The organism is Variovorax sp. P1_H2, from assembly GCF_056405295.1.
Genome location: NZ_JBFUCJ010000013.1, coordinates 37,253 through 56,703, shown reverse-complemented (window position 1 = coordinate 56,703; position 19,451 = coordinate 37,253). Strand labels below are relative to the sequence as shown.

Genomic DNA, 19,451 nt, shown 5'->3' with positions numbered 1-19,451 from the left:
CCGAGTCGCCGCTGTAGAAGATGCGCTGGCCGCCGCTCTGGATCACTCACGAGGCCCGGAGCGTGCGGTTTGTCGGGCGGGTGCGGCCGCGAGCTGACCCAATGCGGCCCGTCGAGGCCTGCACTTGCGCCCCGGCATAGGCCATTCGAGCCATTGATCGATCGCCGCGTGCATGAAATATTGCATCGAACGACGAGGAGCCGAATGGACGACACCATCCAGAAGCTGGTCGCCGAGCGTCGACGCGCCCTGCACGGCGCCGACGATGGCCGACGGCCCTGGGGCCTGGCGCTGTCGGGTGGGGGCATCCGTAGCGCCACCTTCTGCCTGGGCCTGCTGAAGGCGCTGGCGGCACGTCGGCAACTGCTCAAGTTCGACCTGATGTCGACCGTGTCGGGAGGTGGCTACATCGGTGCCGCGCTCGGGCGGTTGTGCACCAATGCCCACTCGGCCCAGGAGGTGCGCGAGATCGAGGTCGCGCTCAGTGATGTCGACCGGGCGCGATTCGGCTGGTGGCTGCGCGCCAACGGGCGCTACCTGATTCCGGGCGGCCTGCGCGACACCTTGTTCGCCACCGCGCTCTATCTGCGCAATCTCCTGGCCACCCACATCGAGCTGGCGATCGCCGCCAGCTTGATCGGCATGGTGCTGGCGGCCACCAACCTGCTGCTGTGGGACGCCGTGTTCCGTGCCGTCGACCTGAACAGCGTGCCGCCGGACGCGGTGCTGCGAACCCCCGAGCTCTATGCCGAGCACTACATGCGGCTGGTGGTCGAGTGGGCCACGCAGTGGCCGACGCTGTGGTTCACGCTGGTCGGTCCCTTCCTCGCCTCGGTGGTCCTGGCCTGCGCCTACTGGTCGGTGCACGACAGGCCGTCGACCTCGTCGATGCTGCTGCAGGTCGCGATGTGGCTGGCGCTGGGCCTTGGCGCGGCCTTCGTCGCGCCGAGGCTGATGCAGCGTTACAGCGGTCCACCCTGGCTGGCGCCGGCCTTCGAGGCCTTCGCGGTGTGCTGGGTGGTGGCCCTGCTGTGGGTGCTGCACCGCAGCCGCCGGCGCTCGCCCGGCGAACTGCGCAACGAGCTGACCGACCGGCTGGCCTCGGTGATGAACACCGCGCTGCTGATCGTCATGCTCGGCCTGCTCGACCGCAGCGCCTGGTGGCTGGCGGCCGAGGGCCAGGAGCAGCGCGTCTCGTACGGCGCGGTGCTGCTGGTGGCGGCCGCGGTGCTGCGCGGTGTGCTGCCGATGCTGCTGTCGCACCGGCAGGAACTGCCCGGCGTCGGCAAGACGCTGATGTTGACGCTCGCCAGCCTGCTCGGATTGGCGCTGGCCTTCTGCCTCGCGGCCTGGTGGGTCGGCGTGGTGTATGCGGCCGTGCTGCTGCCGGTCTTCACGCCCGCGGGGCTGGACTTCATGCGCGGCTGGGCCTGGCTCGGCACCATCGCCGTGATCATCGGCGTCTATGCGCTGGCGACCGGGCGCAACTTCGCCTTCCTGAATGCGTCGTCGCTGCACATGTTCTACAAGGCGCGCATCGTGCGGGGCTATCTCGGTGCCGCCAACGCGCGGCGGCTGGGGGCCCAGGCCCTCGACAAGGTTTCCGGACTGGAGCCGCCGCAGGTGCCGGTCGGCGAGGTCGATCCGCACGACGACATCTCGCAGCTGCGCTATGCGCCGCATGCCAATGGCGGCCCGGTGCACCTGGCCAACGTGTGCATCAACCAGACGCACGACACCAAGGAGCGCCTGTTCAACCGCGACCGCAAGAGCCAGCCATTGACCATCGGCCCGCTGGGCTGGATGCAGGCCGGCGGCGCCCCATGGGCACAGGCGCATGGCGACGGTGCGCTGACCCTGGGGGCCTGGATGGCGATTTCAGGCGCGGCTTTCGCGCCGGGCCTCGGGCGGCTCACCAAACGTGGCATCTCGGCGCTGTCGGTGTTCGCGGGCCTTCGGCTCGGCTACTGGTGGAACAGTGCCGGGGCCGGCATTGCCCAGCACGGCGCGGTGATCCATGCGAGCCCGCTGCTCATGAAGACTCGCTTCCTGCTGCTCGAGTGCTTCGGTGCCTTTCCGGGCAGCAGCTCGGCCAACTGGTACCTGAGCGATGGCGGCCATTTCGAGAACACCGGCGCCTACGCGCTGCTGCGGCAAGAGGCGGCGCTGATCGTCATCGCCGATTGCGGCGCCGATCCGGACTACCGCTTCTGCGACCTCGAGATCCTGATCCGGCGGGCTCGCATCGACCTCAATGCCGAGATCGTCTTCATGAAGCCGCGGCCCGACGCCGAATGGACGCACCTGGGTGCCTTCGGCTCGCTCAACGACCTGGCCTCGCCGACCAGCCAGGCCTGCCTGGCGCTGGCGCAGGTGCGCTATGCGAGTGGCGCCACCGGGCAGATCGTGCTGGTGAAGCCCAATGTCTCGGCCGCGCTGCCGGTCGACCTGGTCAACTTCAAGGCCGCCAACCCGCTGTTTCCGCAGCAGCCGACCACCGACCAGTTCTTCGACGAGGCGCAATGGGAGAGCTACTTCCGGCTCGGCTCGGAGATCGGCTTCCGGCTCGACGAGGAGATGCTCGAGCACGTCGCGCAGGGCGCGCCGGGGCTGTTCGTGCTCGACGACGGCCAGCCGGATTCGAGCGCCCGCGGCGCCAAGCCGGGCGGCAAGGACAGCGCCACGGCGGCCGCGGTGGGCTCGATGAGCCGGCTGCAGGCCCGTGTGCTCAAGGCCGGCGCGGTGACGGCGTCGATCGGCCTCGGCACCGCCGCCACCTTCGGCGTCGCCGCCTGGCAGGGCATCGACGGCTGGCGCGCCCAGCGTGCCGACCAGGAGCGGTCGGAAAACAGTGCCTTCAAGGACCTCACCGAACGCTGGGCCCACCTGCGCAACGGCGAAGCCGACAGCGACGCGCCGGCCCTGCTGGCGGCCGAGCTGCTGCGCACCGGCGACCTGCTGTGCCGCGAGGGCAGCGACAACTTCATGGCCAAGTTCCGGCTCTCGGTGCGGATCGTCGACGATGCCAAGCAGGCCTGCGCCGGCGAGGCCTTGGGCCAGCGCACGCCGGCCTGCGCGCGGCTGCTCGATCCCGGCAACGGCATCGACTGCCTGCAGCCGGCGCAGGCGCCGCCCTGCGCGCCGCGCTACTGGGCGCGCGACTACAGCGGCCAGACGGGTTCCAAGCAGAACTGCAGCGGCACCCTGCCGGAGCCCTTCAAGCTCGCGGTCTGGCTGCGCGACCGGCTCGGCGGATTCGGCCGCGGCGACCTGGTGGCGAGCGCCCCGCCGACGGCGGCCGGCCCGCCGCCAACCTACGCGCCGTCGCCCGAAGGCACCGGCGCGCCGCCGCCGGCGCCGATTGCGCCGAACGTCTGCGAAGGCGCGGTGGTCTACATCCTGAGCTACGGCACCGGCCTGCGCGACAAGGCGCGCGCCTGGCGCGCCCCGTGGCGCGAGCTCGGCGCCTCGGTGCCGCCGATCGAGGACGTGCTGAGCACCTCGCGCCGCGCCGGGCGCGCGCTGCCGGTGGGGCATCCGGTGCCGACCGTCGTCATCCGCGAGGAAGCTTCGCGCGCCTGTGCGCAGGCCCTGATCCAGACCGCGCAGTCGCCGACCGGGCAGCCGTGGGTGATCCGGCTGCTGCCGCGCCCGGTGCCTTCGGACCCGGGCGCGATCGAGGTCTGGCTGCCGCGCGCCAGGGACGCGGCCGCGAGCTGAGCCGCTGTGATCAGTGTCGCCGCGCGGGCTTGACGGTCAACACGACGTCGAAGAACTCGCTGCTGCCGTCGTCGTTGTCGCTGACCAGGGCACCGATGGCCCGCTGCCTTTCGGTGTGCGTCAGCGCGACGGACTCGACCTTGGTCTTGACCGGCAGGCCGCCGCTGGAGAGGCGTTGCGCGCTTCGGCTCAGGTCCAGGGGCGCGCGGTCCTTGAGCCTGGACCGGGGAATCAGCCCGAGGTAGCTGCCGAGCACCGCGCCGTCCTCGTAGGCGTTGTCGGATCCCTCGACGGAGGCACTGTAGACCAGGCTGTCGATCTCGGGCCAGTAGTCGGCGCCGGAGAACCCTGCCTCGATCCCGTTCAGTCGGGGCAGTCTGGCGTCGTGCAGGCCGACGTCGGCGATCTTGTCGGCCTTGCCGGTCATGTAGGCCATGAGGTCGGCGAGCGCGACCGTGAACAGGAGGTTTCTGTCGGCGTTGCCTCGGTTGAAGAAATAGGCATCGCCATGGGCAATGGCCAGGGCCTCGATGTTGACCGTCTGGCCTGCCTTGAAACCCGCAAGGGCGGCGAAGTCCCGGTACAGCGCGGCCATGTCCCGCGCATGCGAGGTTGACTTGCCATCCGTGGCGACCAGCAGTCCGCTTTCCCGCGTGCCCTTCTTGCTGCCTGAGCCCAGGATCAGGTTCCAGACCGAGCCGTTCCACGTGACGGTGGCCATCGCCTCGTAGTCGGGCTTGATGTCCTTGGCGATGCGGCCGTTGTCCTGGACCGGATCGTCTTTCAACAGCGAGCGGTCGGTGATCGTGAACTTCCGATCCAGCGTGAACAGATAGGGCGAATCGTCCCCGACCACGAAATACCTTCCCGCATGCCAGCTCATGCCGGAGCCGGAAGGAAGTGCATTCCGGACCACCGGCCCGGTGATGCGGATCCCCATGTCGGCGGCATGAGAACTCCAGGCGGCCAAGGCCAGCAGCAGCGACGCAGCAAGGCTCCTGGTCATGGCGAGACAGCGCCCCTCGACACGCGCTCAGTCCGAACCCGGGCGCCAGACCCGGGCCAGCACGCCGAGCTTGGTGCGCAGCGTGTGCCGCTCGTCGGACAGCGCATCGATGAAGTCCGACAGGCGCTTCGACTTGACCATGGTGTAGACCGTGAGCCAGGTGGTGAATGCGAAGACGATGCCGAACCACAGCAGCTTGCGCCACAGCGGCGAGTCGGCCTCGGCCAGCAGGTTCATGCCGAGGAAGCCGGTGGTGATGGTGCCGATCAGGCCGAACAGCGTGACCACCGTGAGCCGCACGACCGTGTTGGCCTGGCGGCGCAGGCTGTCGGCTTCGAGGTAGGTGTTCATGTCGGCGATGCGCTCCTTGACCTCGTCGTAGAGCGGGTCGAGCCCCAGGTGCGTGGTGCACATGTGGGACAGCGCGCGCACCTGCGCCTGCTCCGAGATCTCGTGGAACCAGTAGCGGTGCGTGAAGCGCAGGAAGCCCTCGAAGCTGGCGCGGATCGCTCGCTTGAAGCGCTTGACGCTGGCGACGTCGTGGATGTCGAGCATGCGCAGCGCCTCGACCAGCCGGTCGGAGTACATCAGCAGCGCCGCCTTCTGGAAGTGCGCGATCAGGAACAGCAGGAAGTGCTGGTGCCTGAACTGCGCCAGCACGCCGCGGTCGCGGCAGCAGAAGTATTCGGCGCGGGCATCGCCGATCACGATCAGCGCGAGGCCGTTGCACAGGTAGCGGGTGCGGGGCGCGGCACCGGCATCGGTCCAGAAGCGGTCGTAGCAGAAGCGCTTCTCGAAGTCGACCACCTGCTCTTCGATGTAGGGCAGGGAGCGGGTTGCGCTGCCGGGGGGCTCGGCCGTGCCGGTGACCATCGCCAGCCGGATGAAATCGCTGCGCGAGAGGCGGCGCGGATCGTCGAGCGCGAGGTAGGCCATCACCGGCATCCGGTAGTACTCGATCTGGCGGAAGCGCAGCGTCCCGGCCTCGTCCGAATGGTCGCTGACCAGCGGCCGCATGAGCCAGGCCCAGTGCGAGGCCAGCCGCGGCGCTCGATGCTCGGCCACATGGGCCAGGAATGCTTCGCGCTGCTGCGCATCGGAAGCAGCCAGCACGCTGCCATCGGCGGCCAGCCACTCGACGTTGTGCATGCAGTGCAGCGCCTGGCCCTGCGCGTCCCAGCCGCCGGGGTAGGCGCGGCCGAAGCGATACAGGATCTCGTGCGCCTGCGCCAGGCTCAGCTGATCGACGCCGACCTCGACGTTGAGCAGCACCACGTCGACGTCGAAGAAGAAGTAGAGATCGACATGCACCACCTGCAGCGTGATCGGCGCATCGCCTGGCCGCGCCACCACCCGCACCGCGGCGACGTCGCTGCGGCGGAACACCCGCATCGGCGAATCGCCGCCGCTGGGGCCGCCGGCCGCGCGGCCCTTGCGGCCGTCGCCGTACAGGAAGCGCTGCACGTAGGGCAGGAAGCTCACGAACTCGTTGTAGTGGCGCTCGTGGAAGCRGTCGCTGGCGCCGGTGTATTCGTCGATCTCCTCGCGCCAGGGGGAGGCATCGCCGAGGTCGCGCAGCACTTGCCACGGGCCGCGCTGCGCCGAGCGCGGCTGGTGGGTCGGCATCAGGCGCAGGGGCCAGAGGAGGGTCTGGCGCAGGTGCTGCACGACGGGTGCGGCAACTGCGCCTGAAAGCTCCGCCTCGGCGTTCGCCAGTTCGGTATTCAGCATCCCGCCAGTGTAGGCATCAGCGGCACCTAGGGGAATCCCTAGGGTGGTGCTGAAACCGGTTTCACATATACTGCGCTGCCCCCTGATGAAGTGCTTTTTCGAAGGGGTGCACCAACTTCGACCCTGCCTTCGAATCGACGCCCCCCGTGAACTACCAATTCCAGTTCGACGCCGTCTTCGCCGCCTGGCCATTGCTGCTCAAGGGCACCTGGATCACGATCCAGCTGTCGCTGGTGGCCACGCTGCTGGGCCTGGTGGTGGCGGTCTTCTGCGCCTGGGGCAAGACCTCGGGCCCGGCCTGGCTTCGCTTCGTCGTCAATGCCTACATCGAGGTCATCCGCAACACGCCCTTCCTGGTGCAGTTGTTCTTCTTCTTCTTTGCGCTGCCGGCCATCGGGCTGCGCTGGTCGCCCTACACCGCGGCGCTGACCGCGATGGTGGTGAACCTCGGCGCCTATGCGGCCGAGATCGTGCGCGCCGGCATCGAATCGATTCCCAAGGGGCAGATCGAGGCGGGCCGGGCGCTCAACCTCAAGCCCTGGGAAATCTTCCGCTTCGTGATCATCAAGCCGGCGCTGAAGGCGATCTATCCGGCGCTCACGAGCCAGTTCATCCTGCTGATGCTGAGCTCGGCCGTGGTCTCGGTGATCTCGGCCGACGACCTGACCTCGGTGGCCGCCAACCTGCAGTCGCAGACCTTCCGCAGCTTCGAGATCTACATCGTGGTCGCCTGCATCTACCTGGCGCTGTCGCTGGCCTTCTCGGCGCTGTTCAAGCTGATCTACCGGCGCACGCTCAACTATCCGGACCGGCGCTAAGGGCAGGCCCTAGACCATGCGTACCTTCGGCTTTCCCGAATTCCTGTTCATCCTCGAAGCGGCCCAATGGACGCTGGCCTTGTCCGCGATCGCCTTCGTCGGCGGCGCGATCCTCGGCCTTGCGATCGCCCTGGCGCGCACCGCCGACAACAAGACCGCCCGTGTGCTGTCGACCGGCTTCATCCAGATCTTCCAGGGCACGCCGCTGCYGCTGCAACTGTTCCTGATCTTCTTCGGCGCGCCGGTGCTGGGCCTCGAGATCAATCCGTGGATCGCGGCCGGCGTGGCGCTGATCCTCAACAGCGCCGCCTTCCTCGGCGAGATCTGGCGCGGCTGCATCGAGGCGATCCCGCGCGGCCAGTGGGAGGCTGCGCAGGCGCTCAACCTGAGCTACGCCGCGCGCATGCGCGACGTGGTGCTGCCCCAGGCCTTCAAGATCGCGCTGCCGCCCACGGTGGGCTACGTGGTGCAGATCATCAAGGGCACCTCGCTGGCGGCCATCATCGGCTTCACGGAAGTCACGCGCGCCGGCCAGATCATCAACAACGCCACCTTCCAGCCGCTGCACGTGTTCACCACGGTGGCCGCGATCTACTTCGTGATCTGCTGGCCGCTGTCGCTGCTGGCCGCGCGCATGGAGCGCAAGCGGGCGCGGGCATTGGCAAGATGAAGCACTCCCCCAGTCTTCGCGCACTTCGTGTCGCTACGCCAACCCCTCTTTCTTTCTGTTCTATCAAGGAGACCTGACATGATCCGTTCCACCACCCGCCGCGCCGCCATCGCGGCACTGGGCCTGGGCGCCGCGCTGACCGTTTTCGCACCCTTCGCCTCGGCCCAGAGCGTGGCCGACATCAAGAAGAAGGGCGAGATCACGATCGGCATGCTGGTCGACTTCCCGCCCTACGGCACCACCGACGCGAAGAACCAGCCCGACGGCTACGACGCCGACGTCGCCAAGCTGCTGGCCAAGGAGTGGGGCGTCAAGGCCAACATCGTGCCGGTCACCGGCCCGAACCGCATTCCCTTCCTGCTGACCAACAAGGTCGACCTGCTGGTCGCCTCGCTGGCCATCACGCCCGAGCGTGCCAAGCAGGTGCAGTTCTCGCAGCCCTATGCGGCCGCGACCATCGTGCTGTACGGCAAGACCGGCACGCCGATCAAGAGCGCGGCCGACTTGAAGGGCCTGCGCGTGGGCGTGGCCCGCGCCAGCACGCAGGACGTCGCCGTGACCAAGGCCGCGCCCGAAGGCACCGAGATCCGCCGCTTCGATGACGACGCTTCGGCCATGCAGGCGCTGATGTCGGGCCAGGTCGATGCGATCGGCGCCTCGACGACCGTCGCCGCCCAGATCGCCAAGCGCGTGCCGCCGAACACCTTCGAGAACAAGTTCAACCTGGTGCAGCAGAACATGGGCATCGCCATGCGCCCGGGCCAGGACGACCTGCTCAAGAACGTCAACGATTTCGTGGCGAAGAACTCGGCCAACGGCGAGCTCAACAAGCTCTACCAGAAGTGGCTGCAGACGGATCTTCCGAAGCTGAACTAGGCACACCCCCAGGTTGGCTCACTTCGTGTAGCCGCCCACCCCCTTGCAGGGGGCAACACCAGCGGGCCGGCAAAGCCGGTTCCGCGGTGTTCCACCAACGGGCCTCGGTGCCCTCGCCGCGAACACAGGCAGTGAATCAATGGAAGCAATCATGACGGACGCAGTCGCGACATCGGCGGGAACGGACCCGATCATCCGCATGGAGGCGGTGAACAAGTGGTACGGCAGCTTCCAGGTGCTGACCGGCATCGACCTGTCGGTGCGCACCGGCGAGCGCATCGTGATCTGCGGCCCTTCGGGCTCGGGCAAGTCGACCCTGATCCGCTGCATCAACCGCCTCGAGACGGTGCAGAAGGGCAAGATCGTGGTGGACGGCATCGAGCTCACGGCCGGCGGCAAGAACGTCGATGCGGTGCGGGCCGAGGTCGGCATGGTGTTCCAGCAGTTCAACCTGTTCCCGCACCTGACGATCCTGCAGAACTGCACGCTGGCGCCGATGCGCTCGCGCGGCATGAGCAAGACCGAGGCGGAAGAAGTGGCGATGAAGTACCTGACCCGGGTGCGCATCCCCGAACAGGCCCACAAGTACCCGAGCCAGCTCTCGGGCGGCCAGCAGCAGCGGGTGGCGATCGCGCGCGCGCTGTGCATGGCGCCCAAGATCATGCTGTTCGACGAGCCGACCTCGGCGCTCGATCCCGAGATGGTCAAGGAAGTGCTCGACACCATGATCGGTCTCGCCGAGGACGGCATGACCATGCTGTGCGTCACGCACGAGATGGGCTTTGCCCGCAGCGTGGCCGACCGCGTGATCTTCATGGCCGACGGCCGGATCATCGAGCAGGGGCCGCCGGCCGATTTCTTCGGCAATCCCAAGCACGAGAAGACGCGTCAGTTCCTGGGCCAGATCCTCAGTTCTCACCAAGCGCATTGAGGCGCTCGCCAACATTCCCATGCCGCCGCCCGTCCTGATTTCCCTTTCATCCTTCGGCGCCGCTGAGATCGGGCGCCACGGCCAGCTCTGGTGCGCGCAGCTCGCGCGTGCCGCCGGCGCCGACGGCGTCGAGGTGCGCGGCGAGCTGCTGCGCGACCCGGCCTCGGAGCTGCCCGCCATCGCCGGCCTGGCCTCGGTCTACTCCAGCCCCGAGGGCCTCTGGGCCGAGGGTGGCTGGCTCGACAGCGCCGCGCTCGGCCGCGGCATCGCTGCGGCCACCACGCTCGGCGCGAAGCGGCTCAAGATGTCGATCGGCGACTTCGGCCCGGCCTCGCACGGCTCGCTGTGGGGACTCAAGGTGCAACTTGCCGAGACCCGCATCGAGCTCGTGATCGAGAACGACCAGACCGTCTCGGCCGGTACGTTGCCGGCGCTGCAGGCCTTCTTCGACGCTGCCGACCGCGCCGGCCTCGACCTCGGCATGACCTTCGACATGGGCAACTGGCACTGGGTCGGCGAATGCCCGCTGCAGGCCGCCCAGGCGCTGGGCCGCCGCGTGCGCTACGTGCATTGCAAGGGCGCGCAGCGGCTGCCGCCCAAGTGGGTCGCCGTGCCGCTGGCCGACTCGGTGGCGCCCTGGCGCGCCGTGCTGCGCGCGCTGCCGGCCGATGTGCCGCGCGCGATCGAATACCCGCTGGTCGGCGACGACCTGCATGCCATCACGCGCGAGCAGGTCGCGCTGATCCGGAGCCTGTGATGACCAACACTTCCGCTTTCGCCTTCGATGTCGCTTTGTTCGGCGAGGCCATGCTGCTGCTGGTGGCCGACCAGCCCGGCCCGATCGAGAACGCGACCGCCTTCCACAAGCGCACTGCGGGCGCCGAGACCAACGTCGCGATCGGCCTCGCGCGCCTCGGCCTCCAGGTCGGCTGGGCCAGCCGGCTCGGCACCGACTCGATGGGGCGCGCGCTGCTGGCCGCCATGCAGGGCGAGGGCATCGACTGCTCGCACGTGATCAGCGACCCGACGCAGCGCACCGGCTTCCAGTTCAAGGGCCGCGTGACCGACGGCAGCGACCCGCCGGTCGAATACCACCGCAAGGGCTCGGCCGCCAGCCACATGGGCCCGGCCGACATCGACGAGGCCTGGCTGCGTTCGGCGCGCCACCTGCATGCCACCGGCGTGTTCGCGGCGATCTCCGACAGCAGCCTGCAGGCAGCGATCAAGTCCATGGAAGTGATGCGTGCGGCCGGCCGCACGATCTCCTTCGACCCCAACCTGCGGCCCACGCTGTGGTCCTCGCCCGAGACCATGCGGCACTGGATCAACGCGCTGGCGGCGCGCGCCGACTGGGTGCTGCCCGGCATCGAGGAGGGCCTGTTCCTCACCGGCGAATCGACGCCCGAAGGCGTGGCGCGTTTCTACCGCGGGCTTGGCGCGAAACTGGTGGTCGTGAAGCTCGGCGCCGAGGGCGCCTACTACGACAGCGACGTGGCCGGCACCGGGCGCGTCGAGGGCTTCCCGGTGAAGGAGGTCGTGGACACCGTGGGTGCCGGCGACGGCTTCGCGGCCGGCGTGGTCAGTGCCTTGCTCGAAGGCAAATCGGTGCCCGATGCGGTGCGCCGGGGCGCCTGGATCGGCGCCCGCGCGGTGCAGGTGCTTGGCGATACCGAGGGCCTGCCCACGCGCGCGCAGCTTCAGAAGGCCGGGCTATGAGCACCGCTCGCACCGCAGCGCGCGGCACGGAGCTTGCCTGATGAGCGCCGTACGCAAGAAAGTGCTGGTGTTTCGCGAGCTGCCCGATGACCAGCTCGCCCGGCTGCAGGCGGCGCACGACGTGACGGTCGCCAATCCGCGCCTGCCGGCGCAGCGTGCGGCCTTCGATGCGGCGCTGGCCGAGGCCCAGGGCCTGATCGGCTCGAGCTACCCGGTCGACGAAGCGCTGCTGGCGCGGGCGCCCAAGCTCGAGGTGGTCTCCAGCGTGTCGGTCGGTGTCGACAACTACGCGCTGGCTGCGCTGCATGCGCGCGGCATCGCCTTGTGCCACACGCCCGGCGTGCTCGACGAGACCGTGGCCGACACCGTGTTCGCCCTGCTGATGGCGACCAGCCGGCGCGTGGTCGAGCTCTCGAACCTGGTGCGCGAGGGGCGCTGGACGAAGAACATCGGCGAGGACCTGTTCGGCTTCGATGTCCACGGCAAGACACTCGGCCTGCTGGGCTTCGGCCGCATCGGCCAGGCCATCGCGCGCCGCGCCGCGCTGGGCTTCGGCATGCCGGTGCTCTACCATGCGCGCCGTCCCGTCGATCTCGCCGTGCAGGCGCCCGAGCTGCAGGGCCGTGCCGCGCACACGCCGCTGAACGACCTGCTGGCGCGCGCCGACTTCGTGGTCGCGATGCTGCCGCTGTCGGACAGCACGCGCGGCATGGTCGATGCGAAGCTGTTCGACGCCATGAAGCCGGGCGCCGTCTTCATCAATGGCGGACGCGGCGCCACGGTGCAGGAGGACGCGCTGCTTGCGGCGCTCGACCACGGCACGCTGCGTGCGGCCGGCCTCGATGTGTTCGCGACCGAGCCCTTGCCGGCCGATTCGCCGCTGCGCACCCATCCGCGCGTGACCCCGCTGCCGCACATCGGCTCGGCCACCCACGAGACCCGGCATGCCATGGCCGAACTCGCGACCACCAACCTGCTGCAGGCGCTCGCCGGTGAGCGCCCTGCGGCGGTTTACGACACCGCCTCCGCGTGAAAGCCAAAGCCCCCGCCCCGCGTCCGGTCCGCGCCACCATCGCCGACGTGGCGAAGGCGGCCGGCGTCTCCAAGGCCACGGTATCGCGCTTCCTGAATCACCGGGAGCGGCTGCTGAGCCCCGACATCGCGGCCCGCGTCGAGGTTGCGGTGGCGCAACTGGCGTATACGCCGAGCCCGATGGCACAGGCCTTGAGCCATGGCCGCTCGCGCCTGATCGGACTGATCGTGGCCGACATCACGAACCCTTATTCGGTGGCTGTGCTGCGCGGCGCCGAGAAGGCCTGCCAGGACGCCGGCTACCTGGTGATGCTGTTCAATCTCGGCAACGACATCGACCGCGAGCGCGAGGCCATCAATGCGCTGGCCGGCTACCAGGTCGACGGCTACATTCTCAACACGCTGGGCCGCGGTGCGGGCCTGGTCGATGCCGATGCGCTGCATGGCAAGCCGGCGGTGCTGGTCGACCGGCGCCATGCGGGCATGCACACCGATTTCGTCTCGCTGGACAACGTGGCTGCGATGCGGGCGGCCTGCGGCCACCTGGTCGAGGGCGGTTACCGTGAATTGCTCTACATCACCGAACCCCAGAAAGGCGTGAGCTCGCGGCGCGAGCGCACCGCCGCCTTCGGCGCCTGCATGGCGACGCACGAGCCGCGTGTCGCCGGCGAGGTGCATGAATCCACGGGCGACGACAGCGAAGGGCTCGATGCCGCGCTGCGGGCCCTGCACAAGCGGGCCAAGCGCGGCAAGCGTGCCGCGGTGCTGTCGGGCAACGCGGTCGTGACCTTGCGCGTCGCCGCGGCGATGGCGCGGCTGGGCTTGCGCTTCGGGGAGGACATCGGCTTCGTCGGCTTCGACGATCCCGAATGGGCGCCGCTGATCGGCCCGGGGTTGAGCGCGATCGCGCAGCCGACCGAGGAGATCGGCCGGGTCGCCGCGACCTGCCTGCTGGAGCGGCTGCGGGGGCTGGAAGGGCCGCCGCGGCAGCTGCTGCTGCCGGGCGAACTGGTGGTGCGGGGGTCGTCGAGCTGCGCTTGATGCCAACAGCTGCGCTTGATGCCAGCAGTGGTCCTCGAAGCCAGGCAGCCGGGCCGGCGCGGTCCTCATCGTGGTCCCGTGGCTGGCTATACAACTCCCTCTGGCGCCGAATGGCCAAATCGGAGTACCTTCGCGCCCTGGCGACGCATCCCGGTCGTCGCTCCGTAACGCACAGGAGACACGCATGACCAGCATGACCACAAATTCGCAGTCGGGCACCAACGTGCAGGAAATCGCGACGGGCATATACCGCATCAACACACCGGTGCCGCTGCCCGACGGCAAGCTGTTCAGCTTCAATCAGTACCTCGTCGTCGACGACGAGCCGTTGCTCTTCCACTCCGGGCCGCGCCAGCTGTTCCCGCTGGTGAGCGAGGCCATCGCCCGTGTGATGCCGGTCGAGCGCCTCCGCTACATCGGGCTGTCCCATGTCGAGGCGGACGAGTGTGGCGCGTTGAACCTGTTCCTGGCAGCAGCGCCGCAAGCGGTGCCGCTGTGCGGCAGCATTGCGGCGATGGTCTCGATGACCGACCTGGCGGACCGTCCACCGCGCGCGCTGGCCGATGGCGAGGAACTCGCGCTCGGCCACCACACGATGCGCTGGTTCGACACGCCCCATCTTCCGCATGGCTGGGAATGCGGGCTGATGATGGACACGCGCACGCGCACATTCTTCTGCGGCGACCTCTTCACGCAGCCAGGCAACAGCGAGAAGGCGCTCACCGATGCCGACATCCTGGGCCCCAGCGAGGCGTTTCGACACCAGATGGACTACTACGCCCATGCACCGAACACGGCCGCATTGCTGGCCGGGCTTGCGCAGCACGAACCCCGCACGCTCGCCTGCATGCACGGCAGCGCATGGCAGGGCGACGGCGCATCGCTGCTGCGCCAGCTGTCAGTGGCCTTGTCGGCGCACGAGCGCTGACCTCAGCGCGCCTGCGCACGCGTCAGGAGGTAGTCCTGGCGCACGACATTCTCGGCGTAGTACGGAGTGGCCATGGCATCGAACTCGGCCCGGAGGACCGAGAGCTTCGCGGGATCGTTCGCGAGGCCCTCGACGAGCTTCTGCATGGGACCGACCGAACGCTCCATGAAGAGGCGGTAGTGCTCGAGACTGAGCGCCGAAAAAGCCATGATGCCGCGCTCGAAGAAAGGGGCCTCGAAGGCGTTGCCGAGACGCTCTGCGACCGTCGTCGGATTGCCCCATTGCGGGGGCGGCGACGCCCCGGGAGGTAGCGGCGGCGAGTTGCGGCCGACGAAGGCGAAGAGGCGGCCGATCAGATGCTCGGGTGGCCAAGTGGCGAATGCCACCCGCCCGCCGGGCTTCAGTACGCGACGCATCTCCGCGATGGTTACTTCCGGCCGAGGCGCAAACATGTGTCCGAACTGGCTCAGCACGACGTCGAAGGAACCGTCGGCATAGGGCAGTTGCTCGGCGTCGCCTTCGGTCCAAACGATGTCCTCTCGCCCGGCGATGCGGGCGTTCTCGTGAGCCTGCTCGAGCAGTTCGGGCGTCAGGTCCAGGGCCGTGACCTTGGCGCCGGCCCGCGCAGCCGTGAGGGCCACGACGCCGGTCCCGGTGCCGACGTCGAGCACCGTCTCGCCCGAGCCGATCCGCGCGAATTTCACGAGGTGGCCCGCGACCGGGGTGGTGAACATGGCTGTCGGCGCAAAAGACGCCCACATCTCGCGCTGTCGCCTCTTCAACTCTGCAAAGGGATCGGGACTCATAGGGTTCTCCATGCGGTCGTGGACTTGCGAACGAGGATGCACTCTAGTCGTCGCCCCATCAATTGCAAGCGTTCGCGGACAGGCGGGGCCGGCCGGGCCGGACGACGGCGTCGAAGCCCGCTAGTCGAGCTCGGGTTCCAGGCCGGGTGCCTGGTCGATCTCGGAGGGCTTGTAGAGCTTGTGCTGCGCAGCGGGGCCGATCGGGTCCGTGACCACCGCGAGGCGCCAGGGATCACCCCGCTTCGCGCACGCGCGCTCCTCACCGGTGAGCTGGAAGCCGGCCATTCCGGCCGCGGTGCCCTTGACCGCGAGCTTGAGCAAGGTGGCCCCCTTCTTGTCCGAGACCTCGATGTCGAAGCCGAGCTTCTGGCTGGCCACGTTCTCGGTCTTGTACCCATAGCCCGCAAAGTGACGCGTCAGGTAGTCCACGGCGGCCGCCTGCACCTCTTCCCGGGAGGCCTGGCCGGAGGGGGTCTCCTCCACCGGCGCCGGCACGCTGCCCCGCGCCCGGGCGGCTTGCATGTCTTCATCGGTCGGGAGCCAACCGCGCGGGCCGCGAACCAGAACCGCGAACTTCTGATCGGGGTTCCAGACGGCGAYGTGCCATTCCTGGTCATCCGGCACGCGCGTCGAAACCTTGGCAGCCTTGTCGGTTTCCAGATCGAGGATGGAGATCCGGTTGGTCTGCAGTACGGCCCGGAGGCCCTGGCCGGCGTCGAACGAGCGCTTGAGCAGGATGAGTCGGTCCTTGGCGCGTTGGATCTGCAGTGCGCTGCGCTCGCCGCCGCCGATCCGGCGTGGGGTGTCCAGAGATTCGAGATAGAACCACCGGCCCCCGGCGCCGATGCTCACGAACTCGGCCCAGATGGTGGCGATGACGTTGTCGCCGGTCGCCAGCCAGGCCTGCTCGGACGCCTTTTCGCGGGCGTCGAACACGCCCATCCTGGAAATGATCTCGACGGGCGTTCGCTTCTCGCCCAGCAGGCGCTTTTCATTGATGACCGCAAGTACCGCGGGGTCGACTTCTTTGTCCATTCGGAGGGAATCAGGCGAGTTGTGACCGCCTCGAGTATGCCGTGAAGCGCGCGGCGCTCTTCAGCCGAATTGCAACTGTTCCCCGGGGCTGCGTTCGCGTGTAAATTACGCCGCAGTCCAAGGAGTCAACATGCCTGTTCGCAGACTCTCCGCAGCGGCCGCCATCGCCTTGTGCGCCATCGCCGGTGGTTGCGCCAACTACCAGCCGCCGAAGGCGTTCGCGGGCTTCATGTCGCCGCTGGTGTCGCGAACGAGTTGCATCGACTCCGTCGCCCGCGAGTTCAAGGTGCCCAAGGAAAGCGTGAAGCCGATGTACGACTCGATGACCATGGAGGAAGGCTTCTACGTCGTCACGCTCAGCATCGGCGCCGGACAGCCGGCGATCAACTGCACCGTCAACGAAAACGGCGTCGTCTCCGACGTGATTCGCGCGCGCTGAGCGCTGCCTCAGCTCGGCGTGCGGGCCCCATCCCCCTCGACCAGCGCCAGCACCCGCAGCGGGCTCCCCGATCCCTCCCGGATCTTCAACGGCGCCGACACGATGAGAGCCCCCGTGGGCGGCAACTGGTCGAGATTCTTCAGGCATTGCAGCCCGTAGCGATTGGCCCCGTGCATCAGCGTGTGGCACGGATAGGCCAGGGGCCAGCCGTAGGACTGGCCCGCGTCGGTGTTGATCGTCTCCACGCCGAAACCATGGACGTCGCGCTCGCGGATCAGCCACTCGACCGCCTCCTGCGTCGGTCCTGGCGTGTGGGCGCCGTCCTCGCGCATGTTGACGAAGGCCGCCGGGTCGGCGATGCGCTTCGACCAGTCGGTGCGCAACAGCACCCAGGCGCCTTCGGGGATGCGGCCGTGGCGTGCTTCCCAGGCCCGCAGGAAGGCCACTGTCAGCAGCCAGTCGGCATCCTCGGCGACCTCGGCGCTGGCATCGACCACCACCGCCGGTGCGATGAAGTTGCGGGCATCGATGGTGTCGACCGTGTTGCGCGGATGGTCCTTGCCGCTGACCCAGTGCGCCGGCGCGTCGAAGTGGGTGCCGGTGTGCTCGCCGCAGCTGAAGTTGTTCCAGTACCAGCCCGGGCCGGCCTCGTCGTAGCGCGAGATGCGTTCGATCTTGAAGGCGGCCACCTGGCCGAACTGCGGTGGCAGCTGCAGCGGCGGGAAGTCCTCGCTCAGGGTGTGGGTGAGGTCGATCGTGCGAACCGATCGATGGCGCATGGCGGTGGCCAGTTGGGTCAGGATGTTCATCGTGGCTTCCAGGACGGAGGGGACAGAGAAATGGGACCTCAGGGGCGGCGCCGGGCAGTGACTTCGAGTTCGACCTTGGCGCCCTCGACCGCCAGTGCGCTGCACAGCGTGGTGTTGGCCGGGCGGTTGCTCCCGAAGCGGCGCTTGAGCACGCCGCTGACCGCGATCACATCGCCGCGGTCGGGCACGTAGACGCGCACCCGCACCACGTCGGCGAGGCCGGCGCGCGCCTGCGACAGCGCGCGCTCGATGGTGTCCAGCGCGAGCTCGCACTGCTGCTGTGCAGTGGGCGGAAACTCCCCATTGGCAAAGTCCTGGCCCAGCGTGCCGGAGACGAACACCCAGTCGCCGTCGACCACGGCACGCGAGTAGCCGGCCAGCGCTTCCCAGCGCGAGCCACTCTGGATGAACTCGCGGGCGGCGCTCATTGCGCCTTGAACCCCGACTCGCGGATCACCTTGCCCCAGCTGCGCGTGGCATCGGCCACCCATTGCGCGACCTCCGTTGACGGCGCCGGCGTGACTTCGTTGCCCATCTTGGCCAGCCGCTCCTGCAACTCGGGTTGGGCCAGGGCGGTCTTCATCGCACGGTCGAAGGCCTCGACGAATTCGACCGGCAGGCCCTTGGGCCCGAAGAAGGCCAGCCACGGGTTCTTGTCGATGCCGCTGAAGCCCAGTTCGAGGAAGGTCGGGATCTCGGGCGCGGTCTTGCTGCGTTCCTGGCCCGAACTCGCGAGGATGCGGACCTTGCCGGCGCGGTGGTATTCGATCAGCTCGGTCATCGAGGCGATGCCGATCGGGACCTGGCCGGCGAGCAGGTCCTGCACCATCGGTGCGCCGCCCTTGTAGGGTACCGAGTTCATCGGCACGCCGAAGGACCTGCCGATGATGTGGCCGATGAATTGCGGGACGCTGCCGGCCGCGGGGATGCCGTAGTTGGCCTCGTTGGGATGGGCCTTGACCCAGGCGCCGAGCTCGGCCATGGTCTTGACGCCGGTGGCGGCACTGACCGCGAGCACGTTGTAGTAGGAGGCGACCCCGGCCAGCGGCGTGAAGTCGGCCACCGGGTCGTAGCCGGCGGCGGCGATGGTCAGCGGGATGATCACCTGCGTGTGGTCGATCGACAGCATGAGGGTGGAGCCGTCGGCCGGTGCCGCCTTCAGCAGCTGCGCGGCGATCTGGCCGCCGGCGCCGGGCTTGTTGTCGACCACGAAGACCTGGCCGTTCATGGCCTTGCCGAGCTTGTCGATCACGGCGCGTGCCACCACGTCGGTGGCGCCGCCCGGCGGGAAGCCGACCAGCACGCGGATCGGGCCGCTGTAGGCCTTGGTGCTCGCCTGGGCGCCCCAGGAAGACGAGAGCGCGGGGGCGAGCAGCGCGGCCGTGAATGCCTGGCCGAAATGGCGACGGTTCATGATCTCTTCCTCATCGTGGTTCAAAGCAAATTCGGATCGCCGGCGGCGGCGCCTTGCGCCAGGCGGGCCTGGATCAGGAGCACCTCGAGTTCGTGGCAGCGCACCAGGCGAAGCCATCGGGCGTCGTCCATGTCGGCAGTGCGCGAGGCATGCAGGCTGATGCGGCAGCCGTCGCTGTCCGCATCGGCCTCGACCGTCGCGTGGATGCGAGGCTGCAGCGCATCGGGCGCGCCACCGACGTGGTAGGTCACGGTCATGCGGGCTTCGTCCACGGCAGGCCGGACCCAGCTCGGCGTGCCGTCGAACAGCGAGTGGCCGCGCACCACGCCGCCGCCGACGGCGTCGGTCTGCCAGCAGCCGAGCGCCCACTGGCCGAGCGTCAGGCCGTCGGCAAGAAAGGCCAGGGCGCGAGGTGCCGACACCCGGCAGGCCACGGTGGCGCAGTGCGAGGGGCGCAGGAGCGGGTTGTCGATCGGCAT

The 19,451-nt window shown here is 68.7% G+C and carries 19 protein-coding genes; 11 read left to right on the top strand and 8 right to left on the bottom strand.

Annotation, left to right across the window (positions count from 1 at the left end; genetic code table 11):
• Positions 1-204 precede the first annotated feature (204 nt).
• Complete coding sequence (locus AC1D2E_RS07330) at positions 205-3,720, top strand: patatin-like phospholipase family protein (RefSeq protein WP_478196781.1); 3,516 nt, start codon at positions 205-207, stop codon at positions 3,718-3,720.
• 10 nt (positions 3,721-3,730) lie between these two features.
• Here the strand turns inward: AC1D2E_RS07330 and AC1D2E_RS07325 are convergent, their stop codons facing one another.
• Positions 3,731-4,726, bottom strand: coding sequence for a DUF6929 family protein (locus AC1D2E_RS07325; RefSeq protein WP_478196780.1), 996 nt, complete (start codon positions 4,724-4,726; stop codon positions 3,731-3,733).
• A 27-nt stretch (positions 4,727-4,753) separates the two neighbouring features.
• A complete protein-coding gene (locus tag AC1D2E_RS07320) occupies positions 4,754-6,457 on the bottom strand; it encodes a hypothetical protein (RefSeq protein WP_478196779.1) in 1,704 nt (567 codons plus the stop codon).
• 146 nt (positions 6,458-6,603) lie between these two features.
• On the opposite strand from AC1D2E_RS07320, the gene AC1D2E_RS07315 reads away from it, so the two are divergent.
• From AC1D2E_RS07315 to AC1D2E_RS07275, 9 genes are all read left to right on the top strand, one after another.
• Complete coding sequence (locus AC1D2E_RS07315; RefSeq protein WP_286532378.1) at positions 6,604-7,275, top strand: amino acid ABC transporter permease; 672 nt, start codon at positions 6,604-6,606, stop codon at positions 7,273-7,275.
• A gap of 16 nt (positions 7,276-7,291) precedes the next feature.
• Positions 7,292-7,945, top strand: a complete 654-nt coding sequence (locus tag AC1D2E_RS07310; RefSeq protein WP_478196778.1) for an amino acid ABC transporter permease — start codon at positions 7,292-7,294, stop codon at positions 7,943-7,945.
• A 78-nt stretch (positions 7,946-8,023) separates the two neighbouring features.
• On the top strand, positions 8,024-8,821 hold the full coding sequence (locus AC1D2E_RS07305; protein ID WP_478196777.1) for a transporter substrate-binding domain-containing protein: 798 nt from the start codon (positions 8,024-8,026) through the stop codon (positions 8,819-8,821).
• Between the two features lie 151 nt (positions 8,822-8,972).
• Complete coding sequence (locus tag AC1D2E_RS07300) at positions 8,973-9,752, top strand: amino acid ABC transporter ATP-binding protein (RefSeq protein ID WP_478196776.1); 780 nt, start codon at positions 8,973-8,975, stop codon at positions 9,750-9,752.
• A 19-nt stretch (positions 9,753-9,771) separates the two neighbouring features.
• Positions 9,772-10,509, top strand: coding sequence for a sugar phosphate isomerase/epimerase family protein (locus tag AC1D2E_RS07295; RefSeq protein ID WP_478196775.1), 738 nt, complete (start codon positions 9,772-9,774; stop codon positions 10,507-10,509).
• On the top strand, positions 10,509-11,468 hold the full coding sequence (locus tag AC1D2E_RS07290) for a sugar kinase (protein ID WP_478196774.1): 960 nt from the start codon (positions 10,509-10,511) through the stop codon (positions 11,466-11,468). The genes AC1D2E_RS07295 and AC1D2E_RS07290 overlap by 1 nt, the downstream gene beginning before the upstream one ends.
• A 40-nt stretch (positions 11,469-11,508) precedes the next feature.
• Entirely contained in the window at positions 11,509-12,501 is a 993-nt protein-coding gene (locus AC1D2E_RS07285) for a 2-hydroxyacid dehydrogenase (RefSeq protein WP_478196773.1), read from the top strand.
• Positions 12,498-13,541: a LacI family DNA-binding transcriptional regulator gene (locus tag AC1D2E_RS07280; protein WP_478196772.1), complete on the top strand. Its 1,044-nt coding sequence runs from the start codon at positions 12,498-12,500 to the stop codon at positions 13,539-13,541. The genes AC1D2E_RS07285 and AC1D2E_RS07280 overlap by 4 nt, the downstream gene beginning before the upstream one ends.
• Before the next feature lie 184 nt (positions 13,542-13,725).
• Positions 13,726-14,469: an oxygen-binding di-iron domain-containing protein gene (locus AC1D2E_RS07275; RefSeq protein WP_478196771.1), complete on the top strand. Its 744-nt coding sequence runs from the start codon at positions 13,726-13,728 to the stop codon at positions 14,467-14,469.
• Positions 14,470-14,471: 2 nt separating this feature from the next.
• Here the strand turns inward: AC1D2E_RS07275 and AC1D2E_RS07270 are convergent, their stop codons facing one another.
• Complete coding sequence (locus AC1D2E_RS07270; protein ID WP_478196770.1) at positions 14,472-15,275, bottom strand: class I SAM-dependent methyltransferase; 804 nt, start codon at positions 15,273-15,275, stop codon at positions 14,472-14,474.
• Between the two features lie 120 nt (positions 15,276-15,395).
• Complete coding sequence (locus AC1D2E_RS07265; RefSeq protein WP_478196769.1) at positions 15,396-16,310, bottom strand: protein NO VEIN domain-containing protein; 915 nt, start codon at positions 16,308-16,310, stop codon at positions 15,396-15,398.
• A gap of 130 nt (positions 16,311-16,440) precedes the next feature.
• Here AC1D2E_RS07265 and AC1D2E_RS07260 point away from each other — a divergent pair, with 130 nt between their 5' ends.
• Positions 16,441-16,749 carry a hypothetical protein gene (locus AC1D2E_RS07260; RefSeq protein ID WP_478196768.1) on the top strand — a complete coding sequence of 103 codons (309 nt, stop codon included), beginning with the start codon at positions 16,441-16,443 and terminating at the stop codon, positions 16,747-16,749.
• A gap of 8 nt (positions 16,750-16,757) precedes the next feature.
• On the opposite strand, the gene AC1D2E_RS07255 is transcribed toward AC1D2E_RS07260, so the two are convergent.
• Genes AC1D2E_RS07255 through AC1D2E_RS07240 form a run of 4 tightly spaced genes read right to left on the bottom strand, consistent with a single transcriptional unit; the run spans position 16,758 to position 19,451 of the window.
• Complete coding sequence (locus AC1D2E_RS07255) at positions 16,758-17,558, bottom strand: cyclase family protein (protein ID WP_478196767.1); 801 nt, start codon at positions 17,556-17,558, stop codon at positions 16,758-16,760.
• Between the two features lie 38 nt (positions 17,559-17,596).
• The gene (locus AC1D2E_RS07250) at positions 17,597-17,986 is read right to left on the bottom strand and encodes a RidA family protein (RefSeq protein WP_478196766.1); all 390 of its coding nucleotides are present in this window, start codon (positions 17,984-17,986) and stop codon (positions 17,597-17,599) included.
• Positions 17,983-18,972 carry a Bug family tripartite tricarboxylate transporter substrate binding protein gene (locus AC1D2E_RS07245; RefSeq protein ID WP_478196765.1) on the bottom strand — a complete coding sequence of 330 codons (990 nt, stop codon included), beginning with the start codon at positions 18,970-18,972 and terminating at the stop codon, positions 17,983-17,985. Before AC1D2E_RS07245 ends, AC1D2E_RS07250 begins: the two co-directional genes overlap by 4 nt.
• A 20-nt stretch (positions 18,973-18,992) precedes the next feature.
• Positions 18,993-19,451: a hypothetical protein gene (locus tag AC1D2E_RS07240; protein WP_478196764.1), complete on the bottom strand. Its 459-nt coding sequence runs from the start codon at positions 19,449-19,451 to the stop codon at positions 18,993-18,995.

Coding starts and splice junctions, on each gene's coding strand:
- AC1D2E_RS07330 (WP_478196781.1), top strand. CDS start 205: ATGGACGACACCATCCAGAAGCTGGTCGCCGAGCGTCGACGCGCCCTG.
- AC1D2E_RS07325 (WP_478196780.1), bottom strand. CDS start 4,726: ATGACCAGGAGCCTTGCTGCGTCGCTGCTGCTGGCCTTGGCCGCCTGG.
- AC1D2E_RS07305 (WP_478196777.1), top strand. CDS start 8,024: ATGATCCGTTCCACCACCCGCCGCGCCGCCATCGCGGCACTGGGCCTG.
- AC1D2E_RS07300 (WP_478196776.1), top strand. CDS start 8,973: ATGACGGACGCAGTCGCGACATCGGCGGGAACGGACCCGATCATCCGC.
- AC1D2E_RS07295 (WP_478196775.1), top strand. CDS start 9,772: ATGCCGCCGCCCGTCCTGATTTCCCTTTCATCCTTCGGCGCCGCTGAG.
- AC1D2E_RS07290 (WP_478196774.1), top strand. CDS start 10,509: ATGACCAACACTTCCGCTTTCGCCTTCGATGTCGCTTTGTTCGGCGAG.
- AC1D2E_RS07285 (WP_478196773.1), top strand. CDS start 11,509: ATGAGCGCCGTACGCAAGAAAGTGCTGGTGTTTCGCGAGCTGCCCGAT.
- AC1D2E_RS07275 (WP_478196771.1), top strand. CDS start 13,726: ATGACCAGCATGACCACAAATTCGCAGTCGGGCACCAACGTGCAGGAA.
- AC1D2E_RS07270 (WP_478196770.1), bottom strand. CDS start 15,275: ATGAGTCCCGATCCCTTTGCAGAGTTGAAGAGGCGACAGCGCGAGATG.
- AC1D2E_RS07260 (WP_478196768.1), top strand. CDS start 16,441: ATGCCTGTTCGCAGACTCTCCGCAGCGGCCGCCATCGCCTTGTGCGCC.
- AC1D2E_RS07255 (WP_478196767.1), bottom strand. CDS start 17,558: ATGAACATCCTGACCCAACTGGCCACCGCCATGCGCCATCGATCGGTT.
- AC1D2E_RS07250 (WP_478196766.1), bottom strand. CDS start 17,986: ATGAGCGCCGCCCGCGAGTTCATCCAGAGTGGCTCGCGCTGGGAAGCG.
- AC1D2E_RS07245 (WP_478196765.1), bottom strand. CDS start 18,972: ATGAACCGTCGCCATTTCGGCCAGGCATTCACGGCCGCGCTGCTCGCC.
- AC1D2E_RS07240 (WP_478196764.1), bottom strand. CDS start 19,451: ATGCCGATCGACAACCCGCTCCTGCGCCCCTCGCACTGCGCCACCGTG.